The sequence below is a fragment of the Kitasatospora albolonga genome (assembly GCF_039535905.1).
Lineage (GTDB): Bacteria > Actinomycetota > Actinomycetes > Streptomycetales > Streptomycetaceae > Kitasatospora > Kitasatospora albolonga.
In genome coordinates, this window is sequence record NZ_BAAAYB010000101.1 from 66,438 (window position 1) to 88,920 (window position 22,483).

A 22,483-nucleotide genomic window follows, 5' to 3' on the forward strand; every position below is an offset into this window, starting at 1 on the left:
TGGGGAACAATCCATCGACGGTCATCGTTGGGTCGGGCATGTCGACTCCTGTCTCCGAGCTCTGCTGCTCCCCCGTCCTGGCCGGCCCCCTCCCTCCGGAGGCCGCCGCTGACCTGGCCGCCGCCCTCAAGGTGGTCGCCGATCCGGCCCGGCTGCGGCTGCTCGGCCTGATCCGCAGTCAGCCGGAGGGCGAGGCTTGCACCTGCGACCTCACCGAGCCGCTCGGGCTCAGCCAGCCGACCGTCTCCCACCACCTGAAGGTCCTGTACGAGGCGGGCTTCCTGAACCGCGAGCGCCGTGGCCGGCAGACCTACTACCGGATCGCGCCGAACAGCCTCAGCGTGCTGTGCCAGGCCCTGGACCCGAGCGCGATCTGACGACCGCTGTCGGGGGTGCGGGCGATGATGGACCGATGGGCATCGACATCCCCTGGGCTCGGGCCGAGCTCGCGAACTTCCTGCAGCTGACCGACCTGTACCGCAGACCGGACCCACCCGGTGTCTCGATCATCTCCAGCCAGCTGTCCAACCGCGGTTCGCTCGCCGACATCGTCGCCAGCGCCCACGTGGTCGAGCAGATCCTGGAGCGGGTCCTGCCGGACTGGCGCACCACAGTGCCCAACGCGCGGAACAGGACCACCAACCGGTGGTGCCAGCACCGCGAGGCCGCCCAGCGGGCGGACGCCGCGCTCCAGCGCGACGCGGAGGTGCGCGAGAAGCTCGGCGACAACGCCCCGCAGCTGAGCGCCGGCACCTTCCACCCCTGGGCCTGGGAGGGCGCCCACTCCCTGTGGGCCAGCGGCCACTTTCGCGAGGCGGTCACCGCGGCGGCCCGCAAGGTCAACGCCGAGGCGCAGAACAAGCTCGGCCGGCGCGACGTCAGCGAGACGAACCTCTTCAAGCAGGCGTTCTCCACGGACGCGCCCAAGCCCGGCCAGCCCCGCCTGCGGCTGCAGGCGGACGACGGCGGTGATACCTTCCGCAGTCGCCAGCGCGGCGCGATGGCCCTGGCGGAGGCCTGCTTCGCCGGGATCCGCAACCCCAACAGCCACGAGGACGCCCTGCCCGAACTCCCGGAGCACGAGGCCCTCGAACAGCTGGCCACGATCAGCGTCCTGGCCCGATGGGTCGCCGTCGCCACGGTGGAGAGCGCCTGACCGGCAAGCGACCTGACGAAGTACCAGCTCACCGGCCCCTTGCCCCTTGGCGAGGGGCCGCACGTGTGCGCGGGCCCCGGATGCCGGCTCCTGGGGGAGATCAGGCAGGAGGTTGCCGGGCGCGGTTCATGCCAGAGGTCATACCTTCCCCGGGCCCCGGGTGCCTCGGCAGACTTATACCAACGGAACGGCGACGAGACGCCGAGAACGCCGGGGCGAAGGCAGACTTCGTCACCTGGCCGCCGAAATCACCAGTACATCGTTTTGGGGAGAGCCATGTCTGTTTCGCGTACCTCGCTGCGTCTTGCCGCCGTCGCCCTCGGCGCGGGCCTCGGCCTCGCGGCTCTCTCCGGTCTCGACTCCGCCGCCCGTACCTCCGTCGCCGGAAACGGCGCCGGCTGGGACGCCCCCAAGCCGGTGGCCCTCGCCGGCAACGGCGCGGGCTGGGACGCGCCGATCGCCGTCATCCCGGCCGCTGCTCCCACCGCCACTCCGAACCCCTCCACCAACGGCGCGGGCTGGGACTGATCCCCGAAAACGCCGCAGCACCACCCCTCTGACGAAGCATCAACAGATCACCCGCACCGAGGAGTAGACGATGACCACCACCTGCTGCAGCACCGAGGCCGAGGCGCCCGTCGCGCTCACGGTGCTGGAGACCGAGCCGGCCTCCGGCTGCTGCGGTCCGGCCGAGCCCGTCGAGGAGTCGTGCTGCGGCCCGGCCGAGCCGGTCGCCGACTCGTGCTGCGGCGCCCCGGAGCCGGTCGCCGTGAGCTGCTGCGGCAGCGAGGAGCCCGCCGAGGACGCGGCCGCCGTGCAGACCGGCCTGTCCCTGGACGCCGCGCTCACCGCCCTCGGCGGCAGCGTCCCGGTCTCCGCCGACCCCACCCCCTACCTCCAGCGCAACTGGCTGGCCGCCACCGAGGCCGCGCTCGCCGAGGCCAAGCCGTGGCACTCGGTGGCCCTGCGCGAGGACGAGGCCGCCTTCCTGCCCGGGTTCGTCTTCGACGCCGACCCGCTGGTGGACGCCGACCCGCGCACCTACCTCGGCTGGCAGCCCAAGAGCGGAGACGTGGCCTGCTGCAGCGTCACCTCCTGCTGCACCGACACGGTTGGCCAGATCGAGGAGCTCGGCACCGAGCCGTTCTTCCCCGCCCTGCTGCTCGGCTCCCCGCTCGGCTACCGCAGCGAGGCCGTCTCCAACGTCGAGGACCCGCTGCTGCTGGCTGACCTCGTCGACCGGATCGTCCCTGCCGCGATCGAGTCCGGTGTGCGGACGATCATCGCCCCGTGGCTGCCGGACGGCCCGCAGAGCGAGGTCCTCGCGCTCGCCCTCCAGGCCTACGGCGGTGACCTGGCCTTCCACGGCGAGGACAACCACTTCCAGCTTCAGCACGACAGCTACGACGCGTTCATCGCCTCGCTGCCGGCCCGCAAGCGCCGCCGCATCAAGGAGGACCACGACCGCGCCGTCGCCGCGGGTGCCCGGATCGAGCGCCTCGACGGCGCCGCCCTGACCCCGCACATCGACCGGATCGCCGAACTCACCACCTTCAACCGGCAGAAGTACGGCGGCGGCGAGGACGCCTCCCACATCCGCGCCCTGCTCGCCTCGATGGTCGAGGGCGGCACCGACGTCCGTGGCTACCTCGCCTTCCAGGACGACGTCCTGGTCGCCTCCTCGGTCACCATCCGCGAAGGCCGTCGCGTCTTCGTGAAGTGGGCCGGCTTCGACTACGCCCAGCTCGGCGAACGCAGCGGCCTCTACTTCGAGTTGGTGCTCGACCTCCCGCTGCGCGACGCCTTCACCGAGGGCGCTCACACCGTCGTCGGCGGCCCGGGCGTGGACGCGGCCAAGCGCCTGCGCGGCTTCCGCCCCGTCACCATCCGCTCCGCCGTCCTGGCCGCCGACCCGGCCCTGCGCCCCCAGGTCTCCGCCTGGCACCTCGCCTACGGCGAGGACCGCCGCAAGGCGCTCGGCGCCGAGGTCGACGAGGCCACCACCGTCGTCGGCCGCCTCCGCTCCCGCCTCCTCGGCGGCAACGCCGGCGTCGCCTACGAGCCGATCACGCCCCTCCAGCCCGAAGGCGGCTGCTGCGGCTGACGCCCCAACTGAATTGGTAGGCCCGGTACTTCCGAGTACCGGGCCTACAGTTGTTCGTCAACCCCGTCACCACGCTGGACTGCGCCTTTGGGGCACCCAGGGCCAGCCGTCTGCGGATGCCCAGTCACATGGCGCCGGCACACGTCGGCATTCCGGCGGTCCAGTCATAGGGGCCGGGTGAGGTCGGCGGCGCCGAATCCGACCGAGAATCGCTTGCACCAGATGACGGCGCTGTGGAACCGGGCGAGGTCGGTGTCGGCGGGGACGGTGTAGTTCTGGTTGCCCTGGTTGCCTTTGAGGCGGCCGAGTTCGACGGCGTCGGGGCCGAGGGTGTCGATCTTGGACTCGGCGGCGGGCCGGGTGGAGAGGTAGACGCGGACGTCGGGGCCCTCGGAGGTGGCGAGGTTCTCCAGGCGCAGGACGGTGCTGCCGTCGGCGAGGCGGACGAGGCGGGCCTGGCCGGTGGTGGTGTGCTCGCCCGAGACGAAGCTTCCCCGGCCGAGGTCCGTCGGCGTGGCGCGGGGAGCGGACGGCGAGGCGATAACAGCTCCGCTGGCTGAGGGTGTCGCGGCGGTGGGTGCAGCGGTGGCGGGTGCCGCCACTGCGGTGGGCGGGGCCTCGTCGACGGTGGTGCTGGTGAAGGCCTTCCACGGTTGGAAGGCGATCAGGCCGGCTGTGACGACGGCCAGGAGTACGAGTGATACGGCGGCCAGGGCAGGCTTTGAAATGCATCGTCGCATCACGGACTCCGGGAACGAGAAATCAGGCTGACGGCCACGACTAAACACCCATGGTGTGCCTTCCGCCAGGGGTTGAGTCATTACGGAATTCTGACGCCAATGCCTGGTGCGGGGCGCCCGGGAATGACCTGACACATTTCCCGGGCGCCCCTCTGCGGCCCCTCCGACCGGCTGTACGGTCGTCAATCGTCGGAAGCGGCTCAGCCCTGGCGGCCCTTGGAACGCGGGTCCTTGCGGTTGATGACGTAGACCTTGCCCCGGCGGCGCACGATCTGGGCGCCGGGCTTGTTCTTCAGCGATCGCAGTGAATTGCGAACCTTCATGCGAATCCCTCCTGGGGTTCCGTGGCCGGCCTGTCCGGCCACGGGGCGCAAACACGGGCCGGGAGCGGTTCATTCCACCGGAGAGACGGAGTGAATCGCTCCGGAAAACCTTGGAGAAATTCTCGCGGGCCGGGAATCACTCCAGCAGACCTAACGGTTGAATGATCCTGTAAGCGTTAGAACTGAGTGTGAGAGGAGCTCCAGATGGCCATCGACGTCACCGGCGACACCTTCGCCGAGCAGGTCCTGAGCAGCGACAAGCCGGTCCTGGTGGACTTCTGGGCCCAGTCGTGCGGGCCCTGCCGCCAGGTCAGCCCGGTCCTGGAGAGGATCGCCGCCGAGCATGGCGACCGCCTCACCGTGGTCAAGGTCAACGTGGACGAGAACCCCGACCTCGCGAAGCGGTTCGACATCCGGGCGATCCCCGCGATGAAGCTCTTCAAGGGCGGCGAGGTCGTCCACGAGCTCCTCGGCGCCATGCCCGCCCAGGCCCTGATGGGCGAACTGGAGCCCCACCTGTGAGCAGCGGCACCGCGCCCCGCCGCTCCTTCTTCCGCTTCCGCAAGCCCGCCACCGCACCAACCATCCACCCGAGCAAGACTGTTGAGGAAGGCACTGCCATGTCCCGTCTGCCCCTGATCCAGCCCGAGACCGCCACCGGCGAGGCCGCCGAGCTGCTGGCCGGCGTCCAGAAGGCGCTGGGCGTCACTCCGAACATGACCAAGGCCATGGTCAACAGCCCCGCCGTCCTCAAGGCCTACCTCGGCTTCTCCGGCGCGCTCGGCGGCGGCTCCCTCGGTGCGGCGATCGGCGAGCGGATCGCCCTGCTCACCGCTCAGGAGAACGGCTGCGACTACTGCCTCTCCGCCCACACCTACATCGCCACCAACATCGCCAAGATCGACGGCGACGAGGCCACCGAGGCACGGGCCGGCCGCTCCGGCGAGACCAAGGCCCAGGCCGCGCTCACCTTCGCGACCGCGGTGCTGCGCACCCAGGGCGGTGTCGCCGACACCGACGTCAAGGCCGCCAAGGAGGCCGGACTGACGGATGGTGAGGTTGCCGAGGTGATCGCCCACGTGGCGCTGAACGTCTTCACCAACTACCTCAACAAGGCCGCCGACGTGGCCATCGACTGGCCGGTGGTGCGCGCCGACAGCTGACCCTGACACCACCTCAGCGGGATCCCCGCCCGCTACCGGAGGACTTGCCCGACGCCCGCGTGCCACCTCCCCGGCGCGCGGGCCGCGGCATGCCCGGCCCCGGCCGCCGCGCGGCGGACTCCCGCAGGGCGGGTCAGAGCGCCGACGGCACAGCCCGTGCGGCCGGCCCGGGAGCCGCGTTCTCGTCGCCCGGGTGGAGGGGGTGGTCGGTGTAGCCGGTGGCGCCGCCGCCGTAGAAGGTGGCGGGATCGGCCTGGGCCAGCGGCAGGCCGTCGCGGTAGCGGCGGACCAGGTCGGGGTTGGCGATGAACGGGGTGCCGAAGGCGATGAGGTCGGCGTTCCCGGAGTTCAGCGCGTGCTGGGCGCGCGGGAGGTCGTAGCCGTTGTTGGCGATGTAGGTGCCGGTGAAGGCCTCGCGCAGGGCGCGGTAGTCGACGGTCGTGACCTTGGTCGACATGTCGCCCTCCAGGACGTGGGCGTAGGCCAGGCCGCGCGGGCTCAACTGGGTGAGGAAGTACGCGAAGTGGGCCTGCGGGTCGGAGTCGGCCATGGAGTTGAAGCTGTTCTCCGGCGTCAGGCGCACGCCCACCCGCGCGGCGGGCCAGTGGGCGCCGACGGCGTCGAGGACCTCGTTCAGCAGGCGCATGCGGCCTGCCGCACTGCCGCCGTAGGCGTCGTCGCGGTGGTTGGTGCCGTCGCGCAGGAACTGGTCGATCAGGTAGCCGTTGCCGGCGTGGACCTCGATGCCGTCGAAGCCCGCCTCCTTGGCGAGTTGGGCCGCGTCGGCGAACTGTGCGGCGATGCCTGGTAGTTCGCCCGCCTCCAGGGCTCTGGGGGTGACGAAGTCCTGCGGGCCGGTGTAGGTGACGGCCTGGCCCGCGGGCCGGATCGCGGAGGGGGCTGCCGGGGTCGCCCCGTCCAGCAGGCTCGGGTGGGAGACGCGGCCGCAGTGCTGCAGCTGGACGAAGATCCGCCCGCCCTCGGCGTGGACCGCGTCCGTCAGGCGCCGCCAGCCCGGCACGTGAGCCTCGCCGTGCAGGCCGGGGCTGAATGGGTAGCCGACGGCCTGGGGCGAGATGGTGGTGGACTCGGCGACGATCAGGCCCGCGGTGGCGCGCTGGCGGTAGTGCTCGGCCATCAGCGGCGGCACGGCCCCGTCGGAGCCGGCGCGGTTGCGGGTCATCGGCGCCATCACCATCCGGTTGGCGAGGGCCAGACCGGCCAGGTCGAAGGGGGAGAACAGGTCAACGGGCATGCGGGGGCTCCAGCGTGGCTGCACCAGGATCGTAGGACGAGTGTCCTAGAGGGCCGTCACGCTAGGTCCGCGCCGACGGCGGTGTCAACGCCTTGACGGCGTAGGACAGCTGACCTAGGTTGTGCCTCTAGGTCGACTGTCCTACGAGGTGAGGGAGTGCATGGTGCCTGCTGTGGCGACCCGTGAGCAGATCGTGGCGGCGGCCGACAGGCTCTTCTACCACCACGGCTTCGAGCACACCTCGTTCGCGGACATCGCCGGCGAGGTGGGGCTGTCGAGGGGCAACTTCTACTACCACTTCAAGTCCAAGGACGCGATCCTCGACGCGGTCATCGACGCCCGCCTCGCCAAGACCCGGCTGATGCTTGAGCGGTGGGAGTCCGAGGCGCCGACCCCGGCCGGGCGGATCCTGCGCTACGTGGAGATCGTGCTGGACAACCGCACCGACATCCAGGACTACGGCTGCCCGGTGGGCACCCTGACCACGGAGCTGGCCAAGCTGGAACACTCCATGCTCGGCCAGGCGGAGCGCCTGTTCACCCTGTTCCGCGACTGGCTGCGCGAGCAGTTCGCGCTCATCGCACCCGCCGAGCAGGCCGACCAGCTCGCCATGCACGTGCTCGCCTTCAGCCAGGGCGTCGCCGTGATGGCCAACGCCTTCCGCGACGAGGAGTTCATCCAGCGGGAGGTCGACCGGATGCGCGACTGGCTGCGCACCTACGAGAGATGAGAGAGAAGAACATGTTCGTGGTCCTGCTCCGGTTCTCCGCCAACAAGGCCGAGGCCACCCGGTACATGAGCGGCCATCAGGAATGGATCAAGCAGGGCCTGGACGACGGCGTCTTCCTGCTGGTCGGCAGCATCCAGCCGGGCCTGGGCGGCGCGGTCCTCGCCCACGGCGTCTCGAAGGAGGCGCTGCAGGAGCGGGTGGCGGCCGACCCGTTCGTCGCCGAGGACGTCGTCACCACCGAGATCATCGAGATCGCCCCCGGCATGGCCGACGACCGCCTCAAGTTCCTGCTGCCCTGACCAGTGGAAAGCTGAGCCGTCTCACCCTGCCAGCGCGGGCACCGCGGCGACCGCCAGGGGGAGGGTGATCTCGAAGCGGCAGCCCGCGCCTTCGTTGGTCACCTGCGCGTGGCCGCCGTGGGCCTCGACGATGCCGCGCACGATCGCCAGGCCGAGCCCGGCCCCGCTGTCCCCCTGCTGGCGCCGCTGCGCGACGGCGGTGCCGGGCGGCGCAGTGCGGGCCGTCGCACCGCGCCAGCCGGTGTCGAAGACCCGGGCCAGGTCGCCCTCGGGGATCCCGCCGCAGGCGTCCGCGACGGCGAGCACCACGCGGTCCGCCTCCTGACGGGCGCTCACCACCACGGTTCCATCGGCAGGGGTGGAGCGCACCGCGTTGACCAGCAGATTGCCCAGCACCCGGGTGATGCCCTGGGCGTCGGCGTGCACGGGGACGCGGACGATGCCGTCGTCCAGCAGGTGCACCCCTCGCTCATGGGCGAGCGGGCGGGCGGTGGCGAGGGCGTCGTCCACCAGGTCGTACACCGACACCCTCACCAGCGACAGCTCCAGCGAGCCGGTCTGGATGCGGGAGAGCTCGAAGAGGTCGTCGACCATCCCGGACAGGCGCTCCACCTGCACCCGCATCCGGGTGTGGTAGCCGGCCGGGTCGGGGGCGACGCCGTCCTCCAACGCCTCGGCCATCGCCCGCAGCCCGGCGAGCGGGGTGCGCAGGTCGTGGGAGATCCAGGCGATCAGCTCCCGCCGGGAGGCCTCCAGTGCCCGCTCGCGCTCGCGCGAGGCGGCCAGGCGCGCCGAGGTGTCCTCCAACGCGGCGGCCAGTGCGGCGAGTTCGGCGGTCGGCGGGTCCGGCGGCGCGGTGAAGCCGCTCTCGTCGCCGACGGTGCGCGCGGCGTCGGCGAGCTCGCGGCTGCCGCCCGCGATCCGGCGCCCGAACCACAGCGCGGCGAGCAGGGTGATCGCGCCGGACACCCCGGCCACGATCAGCACCACATGGAAGTCCTCGACGGAGATGAACATCTCCAGCGCCACCGCCACGGTGCCGGCGGCCATGGCCAGCACGGACAGCGCGGAGACCGCGAACAGCGAGGCGGCCACCGACCTGCGCCGCAGCGCCTTGACGGCGGGCAGGCCGAGCAGCCCGGCGAGCAGGGCGCCGGCCGCGGCGAGCGCGATGATGACCAGCATGTCGATCACGAGCGGGATCCCTCCTTGCCCGGCGGCGCGCCGGTGGGGTCGAAGCGGTAACCGGCGCTCCACACCGTCGAGATGAGCCTTGGGGAGGCCGGGTCGTCCTCGACCTTCTCGCGCAGCCGCCGCACGTGGACGGTGACGGTGGAGGTGTCGCCGAACTCCCACCCCCAGACCTGGCGCAGCAGTTCCTCGCGGGAGAAGACCTGCCCGGGGTGGCGCAGCAGGAACAGCAGCAGGTCGAACTCGCGGACCGTCAGGGGGAGTTCCTGGCCGCCCCGGTCGGCTCTGCGGGCGGTGGGATCGACGGTCAGGGCGCCGGCGCGCAGCACGGCCGGGGCGGCGGGCGGCGGTGCGGCTTCGGCGCGGCGCAGCACGGAGGTGACGCGCAGGACCAGTTCGCGGGGGCTGAAGGGTTTGGTGACGTAGTCGTCGGCGCCCGTCTCCAGGCCGAGGATGCGGTCGGCTTCGTCGCCGCGGGCGGTGAGCATCACCACCGGCACCGGCGGTCCGCCGGCGGCCCGAAGGCGGCGGCACACCTCCAGGCCGTCCAGCCCGGGCAGCATCAGGTCGAGCACCACGAGCTGGGGTTGCGACTGCCGGGCGAGTTCCAGGGCGGTGAGCCCGTCGGCGGCGTGGACGGTGCGGTATCCGGCGCGGGTGAGGTAGCTGGTGACGACCTCGGCGACGGTCGCGTCGTCCTCGACGACCAGGACTCGCCGCTCCTGCCCGGGCAGTGCGGTCGGTGCGGTGCTCAACAGATCTTCCTCCCACCGTGAGCGCGTATGCCGGGCACGTGCGGACCCTGTGCCGGCTTTCGATGGCCAGAGCGCGGCCCAGACCAAACCGCCCCCGGTTCTCCGAGTCTGGCGTGGCCCGTTGCCAGGGACGCGGTCGTCAGCCGACGAGGGCGACGGGCTTCACCTGGTCGGACTGGGCGGCCGGCGTCTGCGCGAGCGGCGGCTGCGCGCGCCCGCGGGCAGTCAGCACGAGTCCGCTCACGACGGTGGCGACGAGGACCAGGTTCTTCACGATGTACTGGCCCTCCAACGTGCCCACCATCGGAGCGGTCCAGGTCTCTGCGGGAAACAGCAGCAGCGGCGTGGCGGTCCCCGCCATGTGGCCCAGGAAGACCAGCCCGGTGAGCCGTGGCAGCCGGCCGCTCAGCAGCAGCACCGCGATGGCCACCTCCAGGACGGCGACCAGGACGCACGCCATGTGGCCGCGCACCAGGCCAAAGGTGAGCGCCTCGGTGGTCCGGGACACCAGCGACTCGGCCGGGCTCAGGCCCGGCACGAACTTCGGGATCCCGAACCAGAGGAAGACCACCGCCGCGCTCGCACGCAGCAGGAGCGCGAGCCGCCCCTCCACCGTGGGCGGCACGGGACCGGTCCGCGATCTCGGGGCCAGGTCCGTACCTCGTCTGCTGGAAGTCGCCATTTTCCCCTCGTCTCCCGGGCCGCCCCGCACCAGGGGCATCCCGTCAACAATGCTCACTGAAAGGCTAGTTGGGTCCTTTGGAAGGTGTTCCTGAACGTTAGGGGCGCACGCCTGCCGGTGAGCCGTCGATCTGCCGATGGGGGTGCTCGGCGCCGCTGATGGCCGGCGGCGGCGCGTCAGCGGCCGGGAGCCCGGCCAACGGCCTCGGGCGGACGGCCAGGTGGCCGTCCGCCCGAGGCTCCGTCAGGAGGTGCTAACCGTCAGCCGCCGGGCTACTGGGCGACGTTCGGGGTGATGCCGTTGAAGTACTTGTTGGCCACCGTGTAGGCGTTGTTGGCCAGGTTCTTGCCCAGCACCGCGCCCTGCTCCATGTCGTAGCGCCAGTGCACACCGCCGTACAGGCGGGACATGCCGTCCTGGGCGGCGGCCTGGCTGAAGGTGGGCCAGGTCAGGGTGATGTCGGTGGCGGGGGCGTTGGTGTCGTACTTGAGGGTGCCGGCCTTGACGACCGCGGTCTCGCCGTAGGTGTCGCTGCCGGTGAACAGCTTCATGTACTCGCCCCAGGCCGAGCCCCAGGTGGAGTGGCCGGAGATGTAGGCGGGGAAGGACGGGGTGGGGATGTAGGACTTCCAGTTCTTGCCGTCCATCGTCACGGTGCCAAGGCCCGGGCCGCCGAAGGACTGGATCTGCTGGCCGTCGTAGGCGTAGCGCATCATGCTGATCGGGCGGGCGTAGTCGTACGCCTTCTTCGCGTCGCGCACCGCGATGCCGCCGTCGCCCATGGCCAGGTTGAGGCCGAAGAACATCTTCACATCCTTGCTCAGGATGTTGTGGTCGCGGCGGGCCACCCACTGGGCCTGGCGGTTCTGGTGACCGGTCGGGCCCTCCTTGGCCTCGATCCAGAACTCGGCGATGGACTTCTGGGTGTCGGTCAGGTTCGCGCTGATCTGGCGCAGCTCATCCACCGCGGCGTTCGCCTGCGCGGTGCCGTAGGCCGGCGGGGTGATGGGGCGGAACTGGCTCGGGGTGGTGAGGGCGTAGGGCTTGGCGGTGGCGAACTGCACCGCGACGAACTTCTGGGTGACGCCGCCCACGATCTGCGGGACCCAGGCGTCGGGCTTGACGACGGCCGCCTTGTTGAAGCCGTTGATGTCCTGCGCCGGGTTGACCGGGGTGTAGCCGGTGTTGCCCGGGTCCGAGTAGGGCGGGGTCCCGAGCTGGTTGGCGCCGTCGTTGTGACGGAAGTTCAGCACCGCGTCGCAGGCGGTGTGCGCGATGCCGGCCGCGGTGGTGGTGTTGACCTCGGCGTTGGCCGGGTCGTAGCCCTGGGACTGCAGCAGCGCGTCGAAGGTGGCGCTCTGCTGCGGGAACAGGTCCTTCAGCGCGCGGTGCGCGGCGTAGGCGACGGCGGCCTTGCGGTTGGCGTAGGTCCGCTTCCACCAGGCCTGGCGCAGCTGGCCGCCGAGGCGGGTGCCGATGGCCTTGGAGTCGTAGGCGGCCCAGGCGTCGTAGACACAGGTGGAGACGATCGCGTGGTAGCGGGCGGACACCGGCGGCTGGATCCCCGTGGCACCGTTCAGGTCGACCTGCGCGATGGTGGACTTCACCGTCTGCTCGTTCCAGGCCAGCAGCAGGCTGTTGCCCGCGTCCTCGTACTCGGCCCAGGTCTCGAAGAACGCGAAGTCGGCCTGGTTGGAGGCATCCGTCTCGGCGCCGGCCACACCGGCGAGGGTGGAGACGGACATCACCGCGGCCAACCCGACCACGGTGGCGCGACGCAACGTGGTGCTGAAGGTGGGTCTCATGAGCTGGTTCGTCCTCTCGGATGACGAGCTGAGGTGCGCCGCAACCCCCGTGGTCTCGCGGCGGGCCTCATGCTTGCCCCGTTGCGTACGACTGTTCCATTCGCCGCCCGGCACTCTGTCAGATCAAACCGGTCTCCCTGTTTTCTCTTCCAGGGGCGCCTGCCCGCGACAGCGGTCAGCCCACGAGCACGGTCCGGTCCGGTCCGGTCCGGTCCGGTCCAGGGCAGTGGACGCGGTGCTCGGCTCGCGCGGCGACGAGGACCACGTTCTTCACGTGCCCACCGTCGGTGCGGTCCAGGTCTCATCCGGGGACAGCGGCAGCGGCACGGTGGTCCCGGTCATTTGTCCGAGGAGGACCGCCCCGGTCAGTCGCTCCAACCGGCGCGCTCGGCGAGGATGCCGGCCTCGAAGCGGCTGCGCGCTCCGAGGCGGGCCATCAGCTCGGACATCATCCGGCGCGAGGTCCGCAGCCCGATGCCGAGCTTCTTCGCGGCGATCTCATCGGTGGCGCCCTGGGAGAGTTGACGGATCAGCTCCCGTTCCTGGGCGGTCAGCCCGGCCTCGTCGCGGCCCTGCGCGCACCCGATCGGAGCGGCCACCGCCCACACCTGGTGGAAGAGGGCGACCATCGCGGTCAGGACGCCGGGGCCGGTGAGCTGCACGGCACCCTTCTTCGTGTTCTCCGGGTCCACCGGCAGCAGCGCGACCTCGCGGTCGAACAGCACCATCCGCAGCGGCAGCGACGGTGCGGTGCGCACCTCGCCGCCGTTCTGCTGCAGCCAACTCGCGTACTCGACGGTCGCGTTGTCGTTGCGCACACTGTCCAGGTAGACGGTGAGCAGGGAGACCCCGCGGCCCAGCAGGTCCGTGTCCAGTGGCCGGCTGGCCTCCAGGCTGGCGGCGGACTGGGCGCCGCCGGGCATGAAGGACAGGCACTCGCTGGTGCTGCGGTGGGCGAGTTCCTCCAGGCGGGTCTGGATCTGGTCGATGCCGTGCAGGTACTCGACGCCGTGGCGCTCACCGGTGCGCAGTTCGGAGTACTCGTCGAGGAGGCGGCTGATGGCCGCCTGGCTCTCCGCGAACTGCTGCTGCTGTCTGAGTAGTTCGGCCTGCTGGCGCTGGAGCAGCAGCTGGAAGCCGAGGTCGGGGCTGACGGGGCGCAGGCCGCCGGGGGCCTGGAGGGAGCGGCGCAGGAGGTTGAGTTCGGCGAGGCGGTCGAGGCCGGTACGGACCTCGGTCTCGGTGCGGCCGAGGTGGGCTGCCAGTTCGGGGATGCCCCAGTCCTGGTGAACGAGCATCAGGCGGTAGACGGCTTCCGCGTCCGCGTCCAGTCCAAGCGCTGCCAGCACAGTGAGCCCCCTCGCCTGCGTCTCATTATCTGAGACATTCGCTGTATTCATCGGCAGATCCCGATCTTTGCAGGTCAGCGGCCTGTCCATCAACCGATTCAGGGATCCCGCGCGCACTTCGGAGAGTCGCCCCGACGGTGTGTCAGGCAGGTGGTTGCCGGGCGCGGTTCATGCCAGCGTCGATCTCTTCCGCCTCGATTGGGGGCCGGACAGACTGTTCTCACCGGCCGACGGAGGCCCCCGGCGAACCGCCGGGCAGGCGGACTCCGCTCTCTGTGCCGGATATCCAAGTTCGCACTCGGAAAGAGTTGGAGGACAGTCATGCCCGCTGCGCAGAAGTCGCTGCGCCTGGTCGGCGGACTCATCGCGGCCGCCGTGGGTTTCCCCGGGCCGGCCGGCAGGGGTGCGGCACCAGGTGCCGCCGCCGAGGGAGCTGCGCGAGCGCACCGGGCACCCGTGCTGGTCGGCGCCCCTGGCCACTGCCGGGCCTGAGCGCCGCATCGGGGGGATCGATGTACATGGCCACCGCCACGCTCGTCCAGGAACCGGGGGCCGGGCGGGGTGAACTGACCGCCGCCGTCGTCACGGACATTCTGTGGACGGCCGCCGAACCCGGTGACGGGCTCGAACACATCCACGCCCGGGTCATTTCCGGGCAGGTGGACCTGACTTTCTTCCACCGGGCCGAAAATCCCGCCGCCGCCACACGTGCCGCGGGCCGGCTCTGTCATGTCGTCCTGAAATCCAGCCCGGCCCTGAGCGATTGGGAAATCGCCGGAGCCGGGTGGCCGATCGACGAAACGAACGCTTTCCAGTGACCCAGATCACACGTACAGCCCAGGGAGACCAGCCATGACCAGCACCCCCGATCCCCGACTGAAGGCCGAGCAGCTCACCGTCGAGCCGCTGGCCGCCATCGACCACGAGGTCAAGGTCCTCGGCTCGAAGAGCTACACCAACCGCCAGATCGCCATCGCGGCGCTCTCCGGCAAGCCGGCCGTGATCGACGGTGCGCTGATCTCCGACGACACCATCTACTTCGCCAACGCGGTAGCCCAATTCGGTCACGTTTCCACCGAGATCGACCACGACAACCGCCGCATTACGGTCACCCCCACCGGGGAGAAGATGCGCGCCCCGCAGGAGGAGATTTACGTCGGCGGCGCCGGCACCCCCCTGCGTTTCCTGATTTCGATGGCGGGCCTGGCCGAGGGGACCACCACCATCACCGGCAACGCCCGGATGCAGGAGCGCCCGTACGGTGACCTGCTGGCGGCGCTGCCCGCGCTCGGCGTCGACGCCGTCGCGCTGCGCGGCAACGGCTCCCCGCCGATCCGCGTCACCGGCGGCTCCTTCCGCGGCGGCAAGACGAAGATCTCCGGCGCGGTCTCCAGCCAGTACACCTCCAGCCTGCTGATCAGCTCCGTGCTGGCCGAGCAGGACACCGAGATCGAGATCGTCGACGAGCTGGTCTCCAAGCCCTACGTCGAGATGACCCTGGCCACTCTCGCCGAGCACGGCATCACCGTGGAGCGCGACGGCTACCGCTGGTTCAAGGTCCCGGCCGGCCAGTCCTTCAAGGGCGGCGACGTGGTCGTCGAGCCCGACGCCTCGGGCCTGTCCTACTTCCTGGCCGCCGCGGCCATCCTGGGCGGGCGGGTCACCATCCCCGGCATCGGCCGCAGCTCCCACCAGGGCGACGTCGGCCTGGTCGACGTGCTGGCCCGGATGGGCGCGCACATCGACGTCACCGACACCTCCATCACCCTCAAGGGCGGTGACCTGCACGGCATCGAGGTCGACATGGATGCCATGCCCGACGTCGTCCCGTCGCTGGCGATCGTCGCCGCCTTCGCCGAGGGCAAGACCCACATCACCAACATCGCCAGCCTGCGCGTCAAGGAGTGCGACCGGATCGCGGCCGTCACCACCGAGCTGCGCAAGATGGGCATCACCGTCGACGAGTACGACGACGCGATGACCGTCCACGGCGGCACCCCGCACGGCGCCGTCATCGACACCTACGACGACCACCGCATCGCCATGACCTTCGCCATCGGCGGCCTGCGCACCCCCGGCGTGGTCATCAACGAGCCCGGCTGCGTCGCCAAGTCCTTCCCCGCCTTCTGGCAGACCCTCGACACCCTGCGGACCGCCCAGTGAGCACCACCGACGGCACGCCCGGCGTCCTGCTCGTCCTGGACGGCTGGGGCCACGCCGAACCCGACCCCGCCAACGCCCTGACCAATGCCACCACCCCGGTGCTGGACTCACTGTCCGTCAAGTACCCGGCCACCTTGGTCGAGGCCTCCGGCGAAGCGGTCGGTCTGCTGCCCGGCGTGGTCGGCAACTCCGAGATCGGCCACATGGTGATCGGCTCCGGCCGCCCGCTGGCCTACGACTCGGTGCTGGTGCAGCGTCAGATCGACAGCGGAGGCCTGCGCGAGAACGAGCTGCTGACCGCCGAACTCGAATACCTCGCCGGCACCGGAGGCGCCCTGCACCTGGTCGGCCTGGTCTCCGACGGCCAGATCCACGCCAACGTCGAGCACCTGCGCGAGCTGCTCGCCATCGCCGCCTCCCGCGGCATCGCCCGGGTGCGGGTGCACGCCATCACGGACGGGCGCGACGTGGCCGACGGCACCGCCGGCCACTACCTCGCCCAGCTGGAGGGCTACTTCGCCGAGACCGGCGTCGGCTCGCTCGCCAGCATCAGCGGCCGGGGCTACGGCCTGGACAAGAGCGGCGACCTCGACCTGACCCTGCCCGTCACCCTGGCCATCGCCGAGGGCACCGGCCCCACGGCCGACTCCTGGGCCGAGGTGGTGGCCGCGAGCGAGAACGGCGACGTCTGGGTCCCGCCGACCGTCCTGGACCCGGACGGCCACGCCCGCCGTGGTGATGTGGTGCTGTTCTTCAACTTCCGCAGCGACCGCATCCAGCAGCTCGCCGACGACCTGGTGCGCCACCTCACCTGCCAGGACGTCCACGTCATCAGCCTCACCCAGTACGACACCAAGGCCGAGATCGCGCCGCTGGTCGGCCGGGCGGACGCCTCCGGCGGACTGGCGGACGAGCTGGAGAAGCACGGCCTGCGGTCGGTGCGCATCGCCGAGGCCGAGAAGTTCGAGCACGTCACCTACTACCTCAACGGCCGCGACGACCGCGTCCGCGAGGTGGAGGAGCACGTGCGCATCACCGGCGAGGGCTCACCGGACTACCAGGCCCGGCCCGAGATGAACCTCGACCTGGTCGCCGACGCCGTCGCCCACGCCGCCGCCCGCCCCGACGTCGACCTGGTGGTGGCCAACCTCGCCAACATCGACGTCGTCGGCCACACCGGCGACCACGACGCCACCGTCAAGGCCGCCGAGTTCACCGACCGTCAGGTCGAACGCATCCTCAACGCCGCCGCCGCACAGGGGCGTTGGGTCGTGCTGGTCGGTGACCACGGCAACGCCGAGAAGATGGCCAAGCCCGGCCCCGACGGCACCCCCCGCCCCTACGGCGGGCACACCACCAACCCCGTCCCCGCCGTCGTCGTGCCGGCGCCCGGACAGGTCCTGCCCGACACGCTCACCGATGGCGGCACCCTCGCCGACATCGCGCCCACCGTCCTTGCCCTGCTGGGCCGGCCCATCGGCCCCGCCATGACCGGTAGGAGCCTGCTGTGACCGCACCCACCCTCGCCCCCGCCACCCTCGACGGCGGCAACCTCGCCCCCTCCACGCCCGGCGGCGAGACCTTCGCCCCCGCGTTCGGCGGCATCGCCACCGTCCGCCCGCTCGACCTGGGCCCCGGCCTGGCCGGACAGATCCGCACCAGCCCCGCCGGCACCGTCCACGTGCTGACCGTCCACAACACCAGCGACCAGCCGCAGACCCTCTACCCCGAGGACCTCCTGCCGCACGGCGATGAGCCGCTGATGTTCCTCGGCGGACGCTCCACCAGCAGCGAGCAGGACGGACGGATCGTCGCCCGCCTCGACCCGCACACCCACGTCCACCTCGGACGCATCACCGCACCGGAGAACGCATGACCACCATCACCGGCCCCCGGCCGCGCCTGGCGCTGATCGGGGACCACGGCAAGGCCCCCGCGCACGTGCGCCTGGACGCGATCCGCGCCGAACTGCCCGTCACCACCGAGTGGGTGCCCACCGACTCGATCACCGGGCCGGAGTCCCTGGAGGGCTTCCACGGCATCTGGGTCGTCCCCGGCTCCCCGTACGAGAACAAGGACGGCGTGCTCGCCGCGATCCGCCTGGCCCGTGAGACCGGCCTGCCCTACCTGGGCACCTGCGGCGGCTTCCAGCACGCGCTGATCGAGTACGCCCGCACCGTCCTGGGCCTGGAGGACGCCGACGACGTCCAGTACGACCCGGACGCCGCCACCCCGCTGATCGTCCCGCTGAGCTGCTGCATGGCCGGCGAGCAGGCCCCGCTGAAGCTGGTCGCCGGCACCCTGCTGGCCTCCGTCTACGGCGACGCCGAGCAGAGCATCGAGACCTACCACTGCAAGTACGGCCTCAACCCGGACTTCGTCGACCAGCTGCAGGCCTCCGGGCTGGTGTTCAGCGGCTGGGACACCGAAGGAGCGCCGCGCGCCGTCGAGGTCGCGGGCCACCCGTTCTTCGTCGGCAGCCTCTACCAGCCCGAGCTGGTCTCCACCCCGGACAGCATCCACCCGCTGATCCACGCGTTCACCGCTGCCGTGACCGCGAACGCGGCCGTCACCGTCTGACGCGCCACCAGGTCCGGGCGGGCGTACTCATCACCCGTCCCGCCCGGACCTCAGCTCTGGCCAGCCGCCTCGCCGCCGCCCTGCAGCATCGCCTCCAGCAGCGCCCGCCGCTCCGGCTTGACCGCGTACCAGACCCAGGTGCCGCGCTTGCGGCGGCTCACCAGCCCGGCGTCCACCAAGATCTTCATGTGGTAGCTCACGGTGGGCTGCGCCAGGCCCAGCAGCGGCGTCATGTCGCACACGCAGGCCTCGCCGTCCGGGGCGGCCAGCAGCACGCTCAGGATCTGCAGCCGGGTCGCGTCCGCGATCCCCTTCAGCTCCCCGGCGAGGGCCTCGGCCTGCTCCCTGGGCATCGGCTCCACCTTCAGCGGCGGCCCGCACGTCGGATCCTCGTCGAGGAGGGGCAGGAGGTCGAGGGGTTGGCCGGTTGCCTGTTCTGCGGGCATATGGCCAACCCTACGTCTGCTAACAGCACGTCAGGTCCGCCTTGCCATTCTGTTCACCTTTCGTTGGCCCGCTGTTCAGTCGCACCCGCCACACGCGCCCCACTTCCGTGAGGTGAGGCAGGTGGATGCCAGGCGCGGTTCCTGCCACCCGGCATCCCTTCTGTACCGGCCGCAAGGCGAGCAGACTCAGTACCGCCAGGGCTGTCCATTCGCCCTCAACTCCCCAGCACACCAAGACCCTTCACCAGCAAAGGCACCGCCATGTCTTTCCACGCCACTCGCCGCCCCTCCTCCGCCAAGTACCTCAAGGCCGGCGCGGCCGCAGGCGCAGCGCTGCTGCTCGGCACCGCCCTGACCGGCTGCGCTGGTTCCGCCAAGGCCGACTCGACCACCCTGCAGGCCAGCGGCTCCACCACCGTCGCCCCGGTTGCCTCCGACGCCGCCGAGGCGCTCAAGTCCCGCGGCCTGAAGATCACGGTCGCCACCCAGGGCGGCTCGGCCGGCGGCATCTCCCAGCTGGGCCTGGGCCAGATCCAGATCGCGCTGAGCTCCAAGCCGCTCTCGGACAAGGACCGCCAGGCGGCCCCCAAGACGGACTACGTCCCCACCCAGATCGGCGCGGACGCGGTCGGCATCATCGTCACCAAGCAGGTCGCCGACGGCGGCGTCAAGAACCTCACCAAGGAGCAGGTCAAGGGCCTGTTCGAGGGCACCATCACCAACTGGAAGCAGGTCGGCGGCCCGGACCTGAAGGTCTTCGTCTACGACAAGGAGCCCGGCCGCGGCACCCGCGAGGTCCTCGACAAGTTCGTCTACGGCACCGGCACCCCGCCGGCCCCGCCGCAGACCGGCAACTTCGCCATCGTCGGCGGCAACGAGGAGACCCGCACCAAGCTGGAGTCCACCCCCGGCGCCGTCGGCCCGCTGTCCACCGGCTTCATCGAGGGCCACGACGGTCTGGCCGCCGTCTCCCTGGAGGGCACCGCCCCCACCCCCGAGAACGTCGCCGCCAACAAGTACCCGATGGCCCGCCCGCTCTTCATGATCACCAACGGCAAGCCGCAGGGCGGGGCCAAGGACTACATCGACTACATCCTGTCCCCCGAGGGCCAGAAGCTGCTGACCAAGCACGGCTACCTGACCCGCCAGCAGATGGGCCTGTGACGTGACCATCGCCCTGGAGCGCCCCACCGAGGCGCCCACCTCAGCCGGAGAGCGGCTGCCCCTCACGGGCAGCCGCCCCCGGCGGGCGAACTGGGTCGGGGGCTGGACCTACACCGGCATGTTCTCGGTGCTCCTCGTCCTCGCCGTCCTCGTGGGCTACCTCGCCAACGGCATCGCCAGCGGCGACGTCGACTGGCTCACCCTGATCAGCGACCCGACCTGGAGCCCGCTGAACGGCGCCTTCGGCGCCCTGGCCATGATCTACGGCTCCGCCGTCGTCTGCGTCCTCGCCCTCGCCCTCGCCGTGCCGATCGGCTGGTCGGCCGCCATCGCGCTCTCCGAGTACCTGCCGCCCCGCCTGGCCAAGCCGCTGCGGCTGAGCGTCGAACTCCTGGCCGCCGTCCCCTCCATCGTCTACGGCCTCATCGGGGTCATGCTGATCCGCCCCTTCGTCGCCTCCCTCGGCGACGTCCCCGGCGGCGACAGCCTGCTGGCCGCGGGCATCGTCCTCGCCGTGATGATCATGCCGACCATCGTGGCCGTGAGCGTCGACGCCCTGGCCGCCGTCCCCGGCCGCTACCGGGAGGCCGCCTACTCCCTCGGCCTGACCCGCCGTGAGGTCGTCCGCTCCGCCGTCCTGCCGCAGGCCCGGGCCGGTATGCGGGCCGGTGTCCTGCTCGGCCTGGCCCGCGCCCTCGGCGAGGCCATCGCGGTCTTCCTCGTCGTGGGACGCGCCGACGGCCGCCTGCCCGACTCCGTCCACGGTTTCTTCTCCACCCTGGTGACGCCCGGTCAGACCCTCACCACCAAGCTCGCCGGGCCCGAGCCCACCCTCTCCGGCACCTCCGGCCCCTACTTCGCGTCGCTGTGCGCGCTCGGCATCATCCTGCTCCTGCTGGTCGCCGCCGCCACCGTGTGGGGCACCCGCCGCACCTCCGCCGACCGCTCCACCCGACGCGGCCTGCGTACCCGGCGCGTCTCCGCCCGAGGGCGGATCCCGCGCGACCGGATCACCACCGCCCTGCGCTACGGGGCCCTGCTGCTGCCCGCCGCTCTGCTGGTGGGGATGTTCACCATCCTTCTGGTGCGCGGCAGTTCCGCCCTCAACCCGGCGTTCTGGTTCACCCCGTCCGCCGGAGCGGCCGGAGGCGGTGTGCGCGACCAGATCACCGGAACCCTCCTGCTGCTGGCCACCACCGCCGTGATCGCCCTGCCGCTCGGCTACGGGGCGGGCGTCCTCATCGGTACCCGCACCTCCCCGAAGACCAGTCGGGTGCTGGAGACCCTGGCCGTCGCCGTCGGCGGCACCCCGACCGTCCTGCTCGGCCTCGCCGGGTACGTCATCTTCTGCACCACCATGGGCTGGGGCCGCTCCTGGCTCGCCGGAGCCATCGTGCTCGTGCCCGTCGTCGTGCCCGTCATCGCCCTCACCACCGCCGGGCGCATCCGCGGCATGCCGGCTGAACTCACCGAGAGCGCCTACGCACTGGGACTCAGCCGCGCCCAGTACATCCGCTCGGTCGTCGTCCCCTACACCTGGCCCGCCACCCTCACCGGCCTGCTGCTCGGCCTGGCCCGCGCCGCAGGCGAGACGGCCCCCCTGATCTTCACCGCCACGGTGTTCTTCGGCGCCCCCGCTCTGCCCGTCGGGTTCGTCGACGCCCCGGTCCAGGCCCTGCCCACCCACATCTTCACCCTCACCCAGGACTCCGGCGCCCCCGAGGCCATCGCCCAGGCTTGGGGCAGCGCCCTGGTCCTGGTCCTGATCACCGCCGCCCTGCTCGGCCTGGCCGTGGCCCTGCGCAACCGCTTCGAAGGAGCCCGACGATGGAACACGTGATAGCCGTCCGCGACCTGCGGGTCCTCGACGGCAAGAAGACCCTGGTGGGTCCCGTCGACTTCGAACTGCCCACCGGCTCCACCACCGGCCTGTGCGGCCCCTCCGGCGCCGGCAAGTCCACCGTCCTGCGCGCCCTGGTCGACCTCCTGCCCCACGGCCTCACCCGCCAAGGCCACATCGAGGTCCAGGGCCGCGCCGTCCAACCCCGCAAGGGCGACTCCGGCCTGCGCAGCACCGTCGTCCTCGTCCCGCAGACCCCCGTCGTCTTCGGCGGCAGCATCCTCGACAACGCCCTCTTCGGCCTGCGCCACCTGGTGCGCGCCTCCGAGGCCGAGCTGCGCGATCGCGTCGAGCAGGCCCTGCGCGAGGCCGGCCTGTGGAGCGAGGTCTGCAACCGCCTCGACGAGTCTGCACAGGCTCTCTCCAACGGCCAGCGCCAACGCCTGTGTCTGGCCCGCGCATTGGCCTTGGAGCCGGCCGCGCTTCTGCTGGACGAGCCGACCAGCGCCCTGGACGAGCGCAGCCGCGACACCGTCGAGGAGTCGGTGGCGGCCTTGCGCGGCAGACGCACCGTCCTGCTCGTCTCCCACGACCCGGCGCAGGTCCAGCGACTGTGCGACCGCACGGTCCGCATCGAACTGCCGGAGTCCGTGACGGCCTGCCGGACGGCTGCCGCCTGAGGAGGCATCACGAAGAACCACATCAGAACATTGGCCGGGCCCGGTCCGTCGTGCAGCA

At 71.3% G+C, this 22,483-nt stretch carries 26 protein-coding genes; 17 read left to right on the forward strand and 9 right to left on the reverse strand.

Annotated features, from left to right (window positions below; translation table 11 throughout):
- Positions 1-38: 38 nt before the first annotated feature.
- From ABD946_RS26010 to ABD946_RS26025, 4 genes are all read left to right on the forward strand, one after another.
- Positions 39-377 (forward strand): metalloregulator ArsR/SmtB family transcription factor, encoded by a 339-nt coding sequence (locus ABD946_RS26010; protein WP_345287562.1) that lies wholly within the window; start codon positions 39-41, stop codon positions 375-377.
- A gap of 35 nt (positions 378-412) precedes the next feature.
- Positions 413-1,156 (forward strand): TIGR02391 family protein, encoded by a 744-nt coding sequence (locus tag ABD946_RS26015; RefSeq protein WP_345287563.1) that lies wholly within the window; start codon positions 413-415, stop codon positions 1,154-1,156.
- A gap of 276 nt (positions 1,157-1,432) precedes the next feature.
- Complete coding sequence (locus ABD946_RS26020; RefSeq protein WP_345287565.1) at positions 1,433-1,684, forward strand: hypothetical protein; 252 nt, start codon at positions 1,433-1,435, stop codon at positions 1,682-1,684.
- A gap of 70 nt (positions 1,685-1,754) precedes the next feature.
- Positions 1,755-3,260, forward strand: a complete 1,506-nt coding sequence (locus ABD946_RS26025) for a peptidogalycan biosysnthesis protein (protein ID WP_345287567.1) — start codon at positions 1,755-1,757, stop codon at positions 3,258-3,260.
- Positions 3,261-3,424: 164 nt separating this feature from the next.
- Here ABD946_RS26025 and ABD946_RS26030 read toward each other — a convergent pair whose 3' ends face one another.
- The gene (locus ABD946_RS26030) at positions 3,425-4,000 is read right to left on the reverse strand and encodes a DM13 domain-containing protein (RefSeq protein ID WP_345287569.1); all 576 of its coding nucleotides are present in this window, start codon (positions 3,998-4,000) and stop codon (positions 3,425-3,427) included.
- Between the two features lie 200 nt (positions 4,001-4,200).
- Entirely contained in the window at positions 4,201-4,323 is a 123-nt protein-coding gene (ykgO, locus tag ABD946_RS26035; RefSeq protein WP_345278794.1) for a type B 50S ribosomal protein L36, read from the reverse strand.
- 204 nt (positions 4,324-4,527) lie between these two features.
- On the opposite strand from ykgO, the gene trxA reads away from it, so the two are divergent.
- Together trxA and ABD946_RS26045 are read left to right on the forward strand one after the other, a co-directional pair.
- The gene (gene trxA / locus ABD946_RS26040) at positions 4,528-4,845 is read left to right on the forward strand and encodes a thioredoxin (protein ID WP_345287571.1); all 318 of its coding nucleotides are present in this window, start codon (positions 4,528-4,530) and stop codon (positions 4,843-4,845) included.
- 98 nt (positions 4,846-4,943) lie between these two features.
- Complete coding sequence (locus ABD946_RS26045; protein ID WP_345287572.1) at positions 4,944-5,486, forward strand: carboxymuconolactone decarboxylase family protein; 543 nt, start codon at positions 4,944-4,946, stop codon at positions 5,484-5,486.
- Between the two features lie 133 nt (positions 5,487-5,619).
- On the opposite strand, the gene ABD946_RS26050 is transcribed toward ABD946_RS26045, so the two are convergent.
- Positions 5,620-6,741, reverse strand: a complete 1,122-nt coding sequence (locus ABD946_RS26050) for an alkene reductase (protein WP_345287574.1) — start codon at positions 6,739-6,741, stop codon at positions 5,620-5,622.
- 172 nt (positions 6,742-6,913) lie between these two features.
- Here ABD946_RS26050 and ABD946_RS26055 point away from each other — a divergent pair, with 172 nt between their 5' ends.
- Positions 6,914-7,471 carry a TetR/AcrR family transcriptional regulator gene (locus ABD946_RS26055; RefSeq protein ID WP_345287576.1) on the forward strand — a complete coding sequence of 186 codons (558 nt, stop codon included), beginning with the start codon at positions 6,914-6,916 and terminating at the stop codon, positions 7,469-7,471.
- On the forward strand, positions 7,468-7,770 hold the full coding sequence (locus ABD946_RS26060; RefSeq protein WP_345287577.1) for a YciI family protein: 303 nt from the start codon (positions 7,468-7,470) through the stop codon (positions 7,768-7,770). The genes ABD946_RS26055 and ABD946_RS26060 overlap by 4 nt, the downstream gene beginning before the upstream one ends.
- Before the next feature lie 21 nt (positions 7,771-7,791).
- On the opposite strand, the gene ABD946_RS26065 is transcribed toward ABD946_RS26060, so the two are convergent.
- The 5 genes from ABD946_RS26065 to ABD946_RS26085 form a co-directional block, all read right to left on the reverse strand.
- A complete protein-coding gene (locus ABD946_RS26065) occupies positions 7,792-8,964 on the reverse strand; it encodes a sensor histidine kinase (protein ID WP_345287579.1) in 1,173 nt (390 codons plus the stop codon).
- Positions 8,961-9,716 (reverse strand): response regulator, encoded by a 756-nt coding sequence (locus ABD946_RS26070; RefSeq protein ID WP_345287581.1) that lies wholly within the window; start codon positions 9,714-9,716, stop codon positions 8,961-8,963. Before ABD946_RS26070 ends, ABD946_RS26065 begins: the two co-directional genes overlap by 4 nt.
- 139 nt (positions 9,717-9,855) lie before the next feature.
- Positions 9,856-10,341: a DoxX family membrane protein gene (locus ABD946_RS26075; RefSeq protein WP_345287582.1), complete on the reverse strand. Its 486-nt coding sequence runs from the start codon at positions 10,339-10,341 to the stop codon at positions 9,856-9,858.
- Between the two features lie 329 nt (positions 10,342-10,670).
- Positions 10,671-12,203, reverse strand: coding sequence for a vanadium-dependent haloperoxidase (locus ABD946_RS26080; RefSeq protein WP_345287583.1), 1,533 nt, complete (start codon positions 12,201-12,203; stop codon positions 10,671-10,673).
- 365 nt (positions 12,204-12,568) lie between these two features.
- Positions 12,569-13,552 (reverse strand): helix-turn-helix transcriptional regulator, encoded by a 984-nt coding sequence (locus ABD946_RS26085; RefSeq protein ID WP_345287585.1) that lies wholly within the window; start codon positions 13,550-13,552, stop codon positions 12,569-12,571.
- Between the two features lie 321 nt (positions 13,553-13,873).
- On the opposite strand from ABD946_RS26085, the gene ABD946_RS26090 reads away from it, so the two are divergent.
- The 6 genes from ABD946_RS26090 to ABD946_RS26115 are packed head-to-tail and all read left to right on the forward strand — an operon-like array spanning position 13,874 to position 18,295.
- On the forward strand, positions 13,874-14,044 hold the full coding sequence (locus tag ABD946_RS26090; protein WP_345287587.1) for a hypothetical protein: 171 nt from the start codon (positions 13,874-13,876) through the stop codon (positions 14,042-14,044).
- Between the two features lie 26 nt (positions 14,045-14,070).
- Positions 14,071-14,370, forward strand: coding sequence for a hypothetical protein (locus ABD946_RS26095; protein WP_345287589.1), 300 nt, complete (start codon positions 14,071-14,073; stop codon positions 14,368-14,370).
- A gap of 34 nt (positions 14,371-14,404) precedes the next feature.
- Complete coding sequence (gene aroA, locus ABD946_RS26100) at positions 14,405-15,715, forward strand: 3-phosphoshikimate 1-carboxyvinyltransferase (RefSeq protein ID WP_345287590.1); 1,311 nt, start codon at positions 14,405-14,407, stop codon at positions 15,713-15,715.
- The gene (gpmI, locus tag ABD946_RS26105) at positions 15,712-17,226 is read left to right on the forward strand and encodes a 2,3-bisphosphoglycerate-independent phosphoglycerate mutase (RefSeq protein ID WP_345287592.1); all 1,515 of its coding nucleotides are present in this window, start codon (positions 15,712-15,714) and stop codon (positions 17,224-17,226) included. Before aroA ends, gpmI begins: the two co-directional genes overlap by 4 nt.
- Positions 17,223-17,591, forward strand: a complete 369-nt coding sequence (locus tag ABD946_RS26110; RefSeq protein WP_345287593.1) for a hypothetical protein — start codon at positions 17,223-17,225, stop codon at positions 17,589-17,591. Before gpmI ends, ABD946_RS26110 begins: the two co-directional genes overlap by 4 nt.
- Positions 17,588-18,295 (forward strand): CTP synthase C-terminal region-related (seleno)protein, encoded by a 708-nt coding sequence (locus ABD946_RS26115; protein ID WP_345287595.1) that lies wholly within the window; start codon positions 17,588-17,590, stop codon positions 18,293-18,295. The genes ABD946_RS26110 and ABD946_RS26115 overlap by 4 nt, the downstream gene beginning before the upstream one ends.
- A 50-nt stretch (positions 18,296-18,345) precedes the next feature.
- Here the strand turns inward: ABD946_RS26115 and ABD946_RS26120 are convergent, their stop codons facing one another.
- Positions 18,346-18,648: an ArsR/SmtB family transcription factor gene (locus tag ABD946_RS26120; RefSeq protein ID WP_345287597.1), complete on the reverse strand. Its 303-nt coding sequence runs from the start codon at positions 18,646-18,648 to the stop codon at positions 18,346-18,348.
- A gap of 354 nt (positions 18,649-19,002) precedes the next feature.
- On the opposite strand from ABD946_RS26120, the gene ABD946_RS26125 reads away from it, so the two are divergent.
- The 3 genes from ABD946_RS26125 to ABD946_RS26135 are packed head-to-tail and all read left to right on the forward strand — an operon-like array spanning position 19,003 to position 22,425.
- Positions 19,003-19,905, forward strand: a complete 903-nt coding sequence (locus tag ABD946_RS26125; protein WP_345287598.1) for a phosphate ABC transporter substrate-binding protein — start codon at positions 19,003-19,005, stop codon at positions 19,903-19,905.
- 1 nt (position 19,906) lies between these two features.
- A complete protein-coding gene (pstC, locus tag ABD946_RS26130; protein WP_345287600.1) occupies positions 19,907-21,745 on the forward strand; it encodes a phosphate ABC transporter permease subunit PstC in 1,839 nt (612 codons plus the stop codon).
- Positions 21,733-22,425: an ATP-binding cassette domain-containing protein gene (locus tag ABD946_RS26135; protein ID WP_345287602.1), complete on the forward strand. Its 693-nt coding sequence runs from the start codon at positions 21,733-21,735 to the stop codon at positions 22,423-22,425. The genes pstC and ABD946_RS26135 overlap by 13 nt, the downstream gene beginning before the upstream one ends.
- Positions 22,426-22,483 lie beyond the last annotated feature (58 nt).